This window comes from Streptomyces sp. NPDC053432 (assembly GCF_055585365.1).
Map to the genome: position 1 here is coordinate 121,313 of NZ_JBVJKF010000010.1, position 11,529 is coordinate 132,841.

The following is an 11,529-nucleotide window of genomic DNA, read 5'->3' on the forward strand; positions in this document are numbered from 1 at the left end:
ACGTCCCTGCTCGCACCGCTCGCCAAGGGGGGCATGTGGTTCGGCTGGGCCCTGGGCATGGTGCTGTTCGTGTGGCCGTGGGTCGGTCTGTGGCGGTACGTGCTCGTGCCCGTCGGCCAGGGCACCGGATGGCTGGCCGGGGCGGTGTACCGGTACATGCTGACGCCGGTCGGGCGCGGTTTCCTCTGGGTGGTGGCGGCCTGCTACCGGTACGTGCTGACGCCCGTCGGCCACGGTTTCCTGTGGCTGGCCGAGGCGGGTTACCGGTACGTGCTCACCCCCGCCGGGCACGGGCTCGTGTGGCTGCTGGTGGCGGGGTTCCGGTACGGCCTGCGGCCCCTCGGGCTGGGGGTCGCGTGGGTGGCCGGAATCCTGTACCGGTACGTGCTCACCCCGCTGGGGCAGGTCCTCGCGTGGGCCTGGCACGTGGCCGGGGTGATCGCCGGTGCCCTGTGGCGCGGGCTCAAGTGGGTCGGCTGGGCGCTCGTCGGATGGCCCGCTTCCTGGGCGTACCGGCACGTGCTCACCCCCGTCGGCCACGCCGCGCGCGAGGTGTGGCGGACGGGGCGGGAAGCGGTCCGCGAGGCGCGGGCCGCCGTACGGCAGGTGCTCTTCGGTGCTCCTCCCCGGGAACCGGCGAGGTCACGGGCGCGTACTCTGGGTAGTACGACAGCCGCCGACGCGGCACCCGCTGCCGAGATCTCCCTGAGCGAACGCCAGGGGTGAGCCGCAGCGGGTCGACAGACCTCAGGGCGACGCGCGAGCCGCGGAGCCCCGCACAAGGAGAAGAACCACTGGGCAAGCGACAGCCCGAAGGCCCGCCCCCCGCACCGGTGGTGCAGCGCATCCGACTGCGCTACACCAAGCGCGGCCGCCTCCGGTTCACCAGCCACCGTGACTTCCAGCGAGCGTTCGAGCGGGCCCTGCGCCGCGCCGAGGTGCCGATGGCGTACTCGGCCGGCTTCACCCCGCACCCGCGCGTCTCGTACGCGAACGCCGCGCCCACCGGCACCGGCAGCGAGGCCGAGTACCTCGAGATCGGCCTCGCCGAGCCCCGCGACCCCGAGAAGCTCCGTGAGCTGCTCGACGAGTCGATGCCGGTCGGCCTCGACATCATCGACGCCGTCGAGGCCCGTACCTCCGGCCTCGCCGACCGTCTGACCGCCTCCGTGTGGGAGCTGCGCCTGGACGGCGTGGAGCCCGCCGACGCCGAGCGGGCCGTGGAGGCCTTCCTCGCCGCCGACACGGTGGAGGTGCAGCGCCGCACCAAGAACGGCATGCGGACGTTCGACACCCGTGGTGCCGTGGTGAGTCTTGAGATGGTTCCCGCCGCTGGTGATAGGCCGCGCGACAATGCCTGTGCGATACTGCGGCTGGTTGTTCGGCATTTGACACCTGCCGTGCGACCCGACGACGTCCTGTCCGGTCTCCGAGCTGTGGCCGACCTGGCGCCGCCGGTCCCCTCTGCGGTGACCAGGCTGGCGCAGGGGCTCTTCGACGAGGAGTCCGGCACGGTGACCGACCCGCTCGCGCCCGACCGCGAGGCTGTCACGGCCGCCCCACCCACGGCCGCCGTAGCCGCCGACGCGAAGGCGCCGGAAGGTCCCGCCGCGTAGGGATCGTCGTCGTAGCGCAGCCCTGGCACTCGGGAGCCACCTGGGTCGGGCCGCGCACTCACCTGAAGACTTCCGCCAGGCCGTACGGAGAACACGTGCGGAACCGGCGGCCATGAACTGAGCTCCCGTGTGGCGAACGCGCCCCGGAGGCCGGCTCCGCGTACACCGCGGAGCCGTGCTGGACCGGATGTCAGCCGCGGCGCCCGGGAGCGTGACGGGAGAACCGCCCGCAATGCTCAACAACGAGAACGACACCACCAACAACAGCCCCAGCGACAACCTGCCCCCGCGCAGGCGTCGCCGCGCCGCTTCCCGGCCCGCCGGTCCCCCCGGTGGGACCGTCGCCGAGACGACCCCGGTGACCGAGGCCGCCCCGGCCGCCCCCGCGCCCGAGGCCACTGCGGACGCCGCACCCGCCCGTCCCCGCCGCCGCGCGACCCGCGCCGTGGCCGCCACGGCCACCGAGGCCGCGCCGATCGTGGTGGAGGCTCCGGCCGCCGCCCCCGTGGCCGAGGAGCCCGCCGCTCCCGCACCGCGCACCCGCCGCCGTGCCACCCGGGCCGCCGCCGCGCCCGAGGCCCCGGCCGCTCCCGCCGCCGAGGCCGCTCCGGCCGCCGAGGCCGCGCCCGTGGTCGAGGAAGAGGCCCCGGCCGCTCCCGCCCCGCGCTCCCGCCGCCGTGCGACCCGCGCCGTGGCCGCCCCGGCGGCCGAGGCCGTGGAGGCCGTGGAGGCCGTGGAGCCCGCCGCCGAGGCGGAGCCGGTCGCCGCTCCTGCCGTCGAGGAGCCCGCCGCTCCCGCGCCGCGTGCCCGCCGCCGTGCGACCCGCGCCGTGGCCGCCCCGGCGGCCGAGGCCGCGGAGGCCGTCGAGGCCGCGGAGGCCGTGGAGGCCGTGGAGCCCGCCGCCGAGGCGGAGCCGGCCGCCGCTCCTGCCGTCGAGGAGCCCGCCGCTCCCGCGCCGCGTGCCCGCCGCCGTGCCACCCGCGCCGTGGCCGCCCCGGCGGCTTCCGCCGCAGAGGCCGAGCCCGCCGCCGAAGCCGCGCCCGTCGCGGAGGAGGCCCCCAGGGCCGCCGCCCGGACCTTCACCGTGGCCGACGCGCTGGACTCCCCGAAGCGCGGCGGCCGCCGTCGCGCCACCCGGTCCACCACCGCGGCCGCCCCCGCGCAGCCCGCCGTCCAGCCCGCGCAGCCCGCCGAGCCGGCCGCGCCGGCCCGCCGCGCCGCGCGTCCCGCCGTGCCCACTTTCCAGGCCCCGGTCTTCGCCGAGCCGATGTTCCAGACGCCGGAGACCGCCGCCATGGCCGCGGCCGCCGCGCGTGCCGCCGCCCCGGCCGAGGAGGTCGAGGAGGAGGAGCTCGAAGCCGAGGCCGTCGCCGAGGCCCCCGCCGCCCCGCAGCCGGCCGGCCGTCGTCGCCGCCGCGGCCGTGGCACCGCCGAGGCCGCGCCCGTCGCCGAGGCCGCGCCGGTCTCCGTCGCCGACGTGCTCGCCGAGGAGGAGCCGGAGGCGGAGCTGGAGGAGGAGTCCGCCGACTTCGAAGAGGGCGACGAGTCGGGCGAGCGCCCGTCGCGCCGCCGCCGTCGCGGTGGCCGTCGTCGCCGTCGTGGTGAGGCCGCGGAGCTCGACGAGGCCGCCGAGGAGGAGGCCGAGGCCGAGGCCGCCGAGCAGGAGGCCGAGACCGAGGAGGAGGCCGCCGACTTCGACGAGGCCGACGAGTCCGCCCTCGGTTCCAGCTCCAGCCGTCGCCGTCGCCGCCGTCGCCGCCGCAGCGGTGAGCCGGGCGACGTCACCGCCGAGGCGGGCGACGAGGAGGGCGTGCGTACGGTCGTCAAGGTCCGCGAGCCGCGCCCGGCCCGCAAGGAGGCCGAGCCGTCCGACGAGGTCCAGTCCATCAAGGGCTCGACCCGCCTGGAGGCGAAGAAGCAGCGCCGCCGCGAGGGGCGTGAGCAGGGCCGCCGCCGTGTGCCGATCATCACGGAGGCCGAGTTCCTGGCCCGCCGTGAGGCCGTCGAGCGCGTGATGGTCGTCCGCCAGTCCGGTGAGCGCACCCAGATCGGCGTCCTCGAGGACAACGTGCTCGTCGAGCACTACGTCAACAAGGAGGAGGCCACCTCCTACGTCGGCAACGTCTACCTGGGCAAGGTCCAGAACGTGCTGCCGTCCATGGAGGCCGCCTTCATCGACATCGGCAAGGGCCGCAACGCTGTCCTGTACGCCGGTGAGGTCAACTTCGAGGCGCTCGGCATGGCCAACGGGCCGCGCCGCATCGAGTCCGCCCTGAAGTCCGGCCAGTCCGTGCTGGTCCAGGTCACCAAGGACCCGATCGGTCACAAGGGCGCCCGCCTGACCTCGCAGGTCTCGCTGCCCGGCCGCTACCTGGTCTACGTGCCCGAGGGCTCGATGACCGGCATCAGCCGCAAGCTGCCCGACACCGAACGCGCGCGTCTGAAGACCATCCTCAAGAAGATCGTCCCCGAGGACGCGGGCGTCATCGTGCGCACCGCCGCCGAGGGTGCGAGCGAGGACGAGCTGCGCCGCGACGTCGAGCGTCTGCAGGCCCAGTGGGAGGACATCCAGAAGAAGTCGAAGCAGATCACGACCTCTTCGCCGAGCCTGCTGTACGGCGAGCCGGACATGACCGTCCGCGTCGTGCGCGACATCTTCAACGAGGACTTCTCGAAGGTCATCGTCAGTGGTGACGGTGCCTGGGAGACCATCCACGGTTACGTCTCGCACGTGGCCCCGGACCTGGCCGACCGGCTCCAGCGCTGGACCTCCGAGGTCGACGTCTTCGCGACGTACCGGATCGACGAGCAGCTCGCCAAGGCGCTCGACCGCAAGGTGTGGCTGCCCTCGGGCGGCTCGCTTGTGATCGACAAGACCGAGGCGATGATCGTCATCGACGTCAACACCGGCAAGTTCACCGGTCAGGGCGGCAACCTCGAGGAGACCGTCACCAGGAACAACCTGGAGGCGGCCGAGGAGATCGTGCGCCAGCTGCGGCTGCGTGACCTCGGCGGCATCGTCGTCATCGACTTCATCGACATGGTCCTGGAGTCCAACCGCGACCTGGTCCTGCGGCGCATGCTGGAGTGCCTGGGCCGTGACCGCACGAAGCACCAGGTCGCCGAGGTGACCTCGCTGGGCCTGGTCCAGATGACCCGCAAGCGGGTGGGCCAGGGGCTGCTGGAGTCCTTCTCCGAGACCTGCGTCCACTGCAACGGCCGCGGTGTCATCGTGCACATGGAGAGCCCGACCTCGGTCGGCGGCGGTGGCAACGGCGGCAAGCGCGCCAAGCGCCGCGGCGGCCGGGCGGAGTCCGACCACCACGAGCACGAGCACGAGGCCGTCGAGGCGGAGGGCTTCGAGACCGAGACCGAGGCCGAGGTGGCCGCCGAGGTCGCGGCGCCGGTGGCGCTGCCCGAGCCGGAGTTCGTCGCGGGCGAGGAGCTGTACAGCAGCCCGGCCGAGGCCGAGGCGGCTGCGGGCCTGAGCGGCCGTCGCAACCGGCGCCGTGCCACCCGTAAGGCGACCGCCTCGGCGGGCGCCCCGCGGGGTGCGGCCGTTGCCGCCCCGGCTCCCGTTGCCGAGGAGGCCCCGGTGGCCGAGGCCGAGCCGGTGACCGAGCCGGCCGACACCGTCCTGGAGCCGGCCGCCGAGGTCGTCGCGCAGGCCGAGGTCGAGGCCGAGGTCGTCGCGGAGCCGGTGGTGGACGAGGCCCCCAAGGGCCGGACCCGCCGTCGTGCGACCCGTAAGGCCACCGCCCCGGCGGGTGCCCCGGCCCCGGCGGCCGAGGTGGCCCCGGAGCCCGAGCCCGAGCCGGAGCCGGCCGTCGAGGCCGTCGCCGAGCCGGAGCCGGCCGCCGTCGAGCCGGAGCCGGCCGCCGTCGAGCCGGAGCCGGCCGCCGTCGAGCCGGAGCCGGTCGTCGCCGAGCCCGTGGCCGAGGCTCCCGTGGCCGAGGCCGCGCCGGCCCGTCCGCGCCGCCGTGCCACCCGTAAGGCCACCGCACCCGCCGGATCTCCGGCAGGCGCGGCCGAGGCCGCTGTGGTGGTCGTCGAGGCCCCGGTGACCGAGGCGCAGCCGGAGCCGGAGGCCCCGGCCGAGGAGGCCGCCCCGGCGAAGAAGGCCGCCAGGAAGGCTCCGGCCAAGAAGGCGACCGCGGCGAAGAAGGCCACCACCGCCAAGAAGGCGACGGCGGCCAAGAAGACCGTGGCCAAGAAGGCCGCCACGACCAAGAAGACCGTGGCGAAGCGGGCGACGAAGAAGACCGCGGCGGCGGAACAGCAGACGCCGCCGTCCGTCTCCGCTCCGACCGAAGGCTGACCTGCGGTTTCCGCTCCAAAACGGCCCCGCCCGGCACCGAGAGGTGCCGGGCGGGGCCGTTTTTTTGGAAGTTACCACTCCGTTAAGAAGCGACATCACCCGATGTCGGACATCGGCTCTTGTCTTATCAGGCGTGATCAAGCCACTGTGTCCCAACGCTTTCTGTCTGGCGGCTTGTCACGGGTGGGGATCCATGGCGAGCGGGGGGATGGGCTGACGGCTGCGCTCTGACCCGGCGCACGGCCGTCGCTCTGTGTTGCACATCTTTCACGTTCCGTTGTTCGTTCCTGCCTGATTCTCGACTGCCGCTCAGAGGCTTCGGAATCGACGAAAACGGAACGACCACGTGAGCAGAACGACAACCGCGCCGCACGGCGCGGCCAGGCGGCGTGCCGCCAGAGGAGCCTGGGCCCTGACGGCCACGGCCCTCACCCTGGCCCTGACAGCAGGACCGACACCCCTCGCGAACACGGCCGTGGCGGCCACCGGGTGCGCCGGGGCCGAGTCGGACTTCAACGGCGACGGCATCCGGGACACCGCGATCGCGGACCCCGACGCGACCGCCGGCGGAGTGTCCAAGGCCGGTGTGGTGCACATCGTGTACGGCGGCGGCAAGGGCGTCCTCGAACTGACCCAGGAGGCCGCGAAGGCCGGCCCCTCCGAGGCGGGTGACCTCTTCGGCGAAGCCATGGCGGTCTACGACGCCGACCTCGACGGCTGCAGCGACCTCGCGATCGGCACGCCCCACGAGGACATCGGAGCCCAGGTCGACGCCGGCCGGGCCGTCGTCGTATACGGCTCGCCCACCGGCCTGGGCGCCGGCAGGGCGACCGTCGAGTACGTCCAGGGCTCCGGCCCGGTGACCGGTGTCGGCCCCGAGTCCTACGACTGGATGGGCTACTCCATCGCCGCCGGCAAGTCCGCCGCGGGTGTTCCGTTCCTCGCCGTGGGTGTGCCCGGCGAGGACGTCGGCACCACCGTCGACGCGGGCGCATTCCACTACATCTCCGGCACGACCACGGTGACGGCCGCCTTCGTCACCCAGGACTCGGCCACCGCGGGAGCGGTGCCCGACGCCGTGGAGGAGTACGACCGCTTCGGCTCGTCCCTCACGGCCACGGCCACCCACCTCGCGGTCGGCGCCCCGGGAGAGGCGCAGGGCACCCTCGCCGGATCCGGGTCGGTGACGGTCTTCAGCCACGCCCTCACGTCGGGCTCGCCCAAGCCGCTGAGCGTGATCAACCAGGACAGCGCCGGTGTGACCGGTGCCTGCGAGAGCGGCGACGGGTTCGCCACGTCGCTGGCCGCGGTGCCCTACCGCGCCGCCGGAGCCACCGGCATCACCGAATCGCTCCTCGCCGTCGGCATCCCGGGCGAGGACCTGTCGACCACCGTCGACGCGGGCGCCGTCCAGGTGTTCAAGCTCGACGCGGCGGGGGCGTTCACCGAGATCAGCTGGATCGACCAGAACGTGACCAACGTCGGCGGCGAGGCCGAGGCGGGCGACTACTTCGGGCAGCGCGTCGCCGCCTTCAACACCGACACCAACAGCACGAGCACCGGGGCCAACGTGCGCCTCGCCGTCGGCGTTCCGGGTGAGGACTCGCTCGCCGGCGTCGTCGACCGCGGCTTCGTCCACATGTTCGGCATGGTCGGACCGCCCGGCGACTCGGACAAGCTCCTGGAGCCGGGCTCCGAGATCCCGACCCCCACGGCTCCGCGCCTGTACGGCGGAATGAGCATCGGCGGCGGTTCGGCGGGCGTCTACATCGGCATGCCGTACGGCCCGGCCGAAGGCCGCGGGGTGTACCTGTTCCCGTGGACCATCGGCGGCTCGGGCGGGGCACCCATCGAGACCTTCAAGCCCGGCGAGGGCGGTCTGCCCGCCGACGCCAACACCTTCGGAACGGTGGTCCGATGATGCAGACCCAGCCCACGGGGCTGCGCCGCACCGTGCTGCGCCGCGCCTCGCTCGCGGCCGTCACCGCCGGAGCCCTCGTCGCCACCACCCTCGGACTGGACCTGTGGGCCGGCGCGGACAAGCCGGCCTCCGGCCCGCAGCCCGTCGCCGTCGGCAGCCCGGTACAGACGGAGGCCGAGGCGCGGGTCGCCGCCCGCAAGAGCGGCAAGCAGATCGAGGTCCTCGGCCTGCGCACCGAACAGCGGGAGATCTTCGCCGCGCCGGACGGCTCGTACACGGCCCGCGAGTACACCGAACCGGTGCACGCCGTCCAGAACGGCAAGTGGACCGCCATCGACAAGACGCTGGTCAAGCGCGCGGACGGCAGCGTCGTACCGAAGGCGACCACCGTCGCCCTGACCTTCTCCGACGGCGCGGCGGGCAAGCCGTTCGTCACGATGCGCCGCAACACCCACGAGATGGCGCTGACCTGGCCCTACGGCAAGCTCCCCGCGCCCGTGCTCGACGGCGACACCGCCACCTACCCCGACGCCCTGCCGGGCGTCGACCTCAAGGTGCGAGCCGAGGCCAACGGCTTCGGCCACCTCCTCGTCGTCAAGACGCCGCAGGCCGCCGCAGATCCGCGCCTGGCGCGCCTGGACCTGGGCCTCAAGGCCAAGGGCCTGACGTACAAGAAGGACGCGAACGGCGCGGTCAGCGCCGAGGACAGCACCGTCGGCGGCACTGTCTTCCAGTCCGGCGCCCCGTCCATGTGGGACTCGGCCTCCTCCCAGGAGACCGCGGCCCGCGCCAAGGGCGCCAAGGCCGTCGCGCAGTCGCTGTCCGCGGCCCGCGCCGACGCCCCCACCGGCCCGCAAGCCTCGGCTGCGCTCGCTCCGGCCCTCGAAGGTCCGGGCGGCGGCGGCAAGGCCGCCCCGCTCGGCCTGGAAGTGTCCAAGGACAAGCTGACCCTGGTCCCCGACCAGAAGCTGCTGCGTGACGGCGCGACGGTCTTCCCCGTGGTCATCGACCCGATCCAGAAGACCGCCGACCGTTCCGGCTGGCTCGGCGTCATGTCCGGCAAGCCCACGGTGGGCGAGTGGCAGTACTCCGGCAGCGCGGGCGTCGGCAAGTGCCCGACGGACTACAGCGCCGCCTCGTGCGCCGGTGTCGGCGTGCGCCGTGTCGCCTTCCAGATCCCGCTGTCCTTCTACGGCGGCAAGCAGATCCTCGGCGCCACCTTCAGCGCGCGCGTCCAGCACGTGTACTGGGCCGACGCCCGGGCCGAACCCGTCCAGCTCCAGCGGATCGGCGGCAGCACCGCCCACATCGACAGCGGCAGCAACTGGAACAACACCCAGACCGCGACGCTGACGACGCTAGAGACCCTCGACCAGAAGATCCAGCCCACCAGCTGTACGTCCCAGGCCAACATGCACTTCAAGTCCGGTGCCACCGGCGGCCTGACCAACGCCGTGCGCACCGCGGCGACCGAGCGCTGGCCCTCGATCCTCCTCAACCTCCGGGCCCAGGACGAGGGCTCCTTCGGTGGCTGGAAGCGGGTCTGCGGCAACGCGTACCTGAGCATCAGCTACAACACGCTGCCGGGCGCCATCGGCACCGGCTCCATGTCGTCCAACCCCGGCGGCGCGTGCGTCACCGGCACGGGCCGCCCCTACACCGACGTGCCCCCGGTGCTGCGGGTCATCGCGAACGACTCCGACGCGGGCGATCAGGTCAAGGTCCGTTTCAAGGTGGAGTGGAAGGACGCGGCGGGCGCCGCCAAGTCCTACGAGGAGGACACGCTCTACAAGGCGCCGACCACCTCGACCCCGTTCGAGCACACCGTCCGGTCCACGATCCCCGAGAACACGCCGATCTCCTGGAGCGTCGCCGCTCACGACGGTGACGGATGGGGGCCGTGGAGCGGCAAGTGCGAGTTCACGTACGACAAGTCCTTCCCGGGCAAGCCGAACGTGTTCACCACGCAGTACCCGGCCGGCAACGACTACCACGACGGCGTCGGCGCAGCCGGCACGTTCACCTTCTCGCCCAACCCGAACGACTCCGTGCCCGACACGGACGTGGTCAGGTACCGCTACTCCTTCGACGGTGAGCCCAACAAGGAAGTCACCAACACCGTGGGCGGCGGCCCCGCCTCGGTGACGTGGACGCCCACCCGCCCCGGTCCGCACTGGGTCGACGTGGTCGCGGTCGACAAGGCGGCGCACCCCAGCGCCCTCGCCCGTCATTCCTTCTACGTGGCTGCGGGCGCGGCCGCGGCCGCCCAGTGGAACCTCGCCGACGACGTGGGCGGGGACGCGGCCGAGGAGGAGCAGGGCAAGTACCCGGCCGGCTTCGGCCCGGGCGTCACCTTCGGCGTGCCCGGACCGGGCGGGACCATCGACCGCGCGGCCCACTTCGACGGCACCGCGGACAGCTGGGTCGACGCGGGCAGCACGGTGCTGGACACCCTCAAGGGCTTCAGCGTCAGCGCATGGGTCAGGCCCACGGACCTGAGCCGGAACATGACGATGGTCAGCCAGGACGGCACCGGTGAGCCGGGCTTCGTCCTCGGCTACGACGCCACGGCCAAGGCCTGGAAGTTCTCCGTGCCGGCCGGCGACGTCGAGTCCCTCGGAGAGTGGAAGGCCCTGTCCACCGGGGTCACCCCGGTCAAGGACCAGTGGGTGCTGCTCACCGGCATCTACGACGGCGCCGCGGGCAAGGTCCAGCTGTACGTCGACAAGGACCTGAAGGGCGAGACGGTCCGCCGCTCGACGTGGAAGTCCTACGGCGCGCTGCAGATCGGCCGCCACATCGACAAGACGGGCTACGAGGACGCCTTCACCGGCGACCTCGCGGAGGTCCGGGTCTTCAGCCGGCCGCTGCTGCCCGCCCAGATCACCGACATCAAGACGGTGAAGCCGGAGCGCAAGGGCTACTGGCAGCTCAACTCGCACACGTCCGGGGTCTCCCCCGAGACCGGCGGCGGTCAGGGCCTGACGCTGGCGGGCGACGCCACGGTCTACGCCCCGGACCTCTCCGACCCGCTGGCCGACCCGCAGCCCGCGTCCCCCCTGGTCGGGGCGGGCCACCTGGCTCTGGACGGCAACGGGGACTACGCCTACTCGGCGACCGCCCCGGTCACCGGAGCGGCGAGCTTCACCCTCACGGCGCGGGTCCAGCTGCGCTCGCTCGACGCGACCAGCTCGCAGACGGTGTTCTCACTGCCCGGCGCCAATGCCAACCGGGTCCAGGTCCGCTACCAGGCCGCCACCAAGCGCTGGGAACTGGCCGTGGCCGGCTCGGACACCGCCGGAGCCGCTGTGAAGACGTTCTCCGACGACCAGGCGCTGCCGGACACCAACCCCAACGGCCAGCACCTGGCCGTGGTCTACGACGCCTTCGCGGGCCAGATCCGGCTGTACGTCAACGGCCAGCAGGCGGCTTCCGCCCAGGGCGTGGACAACACCACCTGGGCGGCCACCGGCGGTCTGCAGGTCGGCCGTTCGGCGCGCGGCAACGCCGAGTACTTCGCCGGAGCCATCGACGAGGTCCGCGCATACAACGGAGCCGTCGACCCGATGGGCGTCGTCCAGCTCGCCTCCGCCATCGAACTGGCGGACAGCTAGACCCCCCGGACAGGTGTGCCCCGCCCGCGCAGGGCGGGGCACACCTGTCCCCTCCCGCAG

General features: G+C 73.5%; 4 protein-coding genes and 1 pseudogene. All 5 read left to right on the top strand.

Features of this window, described 5'->3' with window-relative positions:
* A pseudogene (locus tag ACZ6Y1_RS18675) lies at window positions 1–726 on the top strand (hypothetical protein); the annotation flags it as partial.
* 110 nt (window positions 727–836) lie between these two features.
* Window positions 837–1,616: a TIGR03936 family radical SAM-associated protein gene (locus ACZ6Y1_RS18680; RefSeq protein ID WP_469630327.1), complete on the top strand. Its 780-nt coding sequence runs from the start codon at window positions 837–839 to the stop codon at window positions 1,614–1,616.
* 232 nt (window positions 1,617–1,848) lie between these two features.
* Complete coding sequence (locus tag ACZ6Y1_RS18685; RefSeq protein WP_469630330.1) at window positions 1,849–5,934, top strand: Rne/Rng family ribonuclease; 4,086 nt, start codon at window positions 1,849–1,851, stop codon at window positions 5,932–5,934.
* 346 nt (window positions 5,935–6,280) lie between these two features.
* Window positions 6,281–7,855, top strand: a complete 1,575-nt coding sequence (locus ACZ6Y1_RS18690) for a VCBS repeat-containing protein (protein ID WP_469630333.1) — start codon at window positions 6,281–6,283, stop codon at window positions 7,853–7,855.
* Entirely contained in the window at window positions 7,852–11,469 is a 3,618-nt protein-coding gene (locus tag ACZ6Y1_RS18695; protein WP_469630336.1) for a LamG domain-containing protein, read from the top strand. Before ACZ6Y1_RS18690 ends, ACZ6Y1_RS18695 begins: the two co-directional genes overlap by 4 nt.
* The last annotated feature ends 60 nt before the right edge of the window (window positions 11,470–11,529 follow it).

Coding starts and splice junctions, on each gene's coding strand:
- ACZ6Y1_RS18685 (WP_469630330.1), top strand. CDS start 1,849: ATGCTCAACAACGAGAACGACACCACCAACAACAGCCCCAGCGACAAC.
- ACZ6Y1_RS18695 (WP_469630336.1), top strand. CDS start 7,852: ATGATGCAGACCCAGCCCACGGGGCTGCGCCGCACCGTGCTGCGCCGC.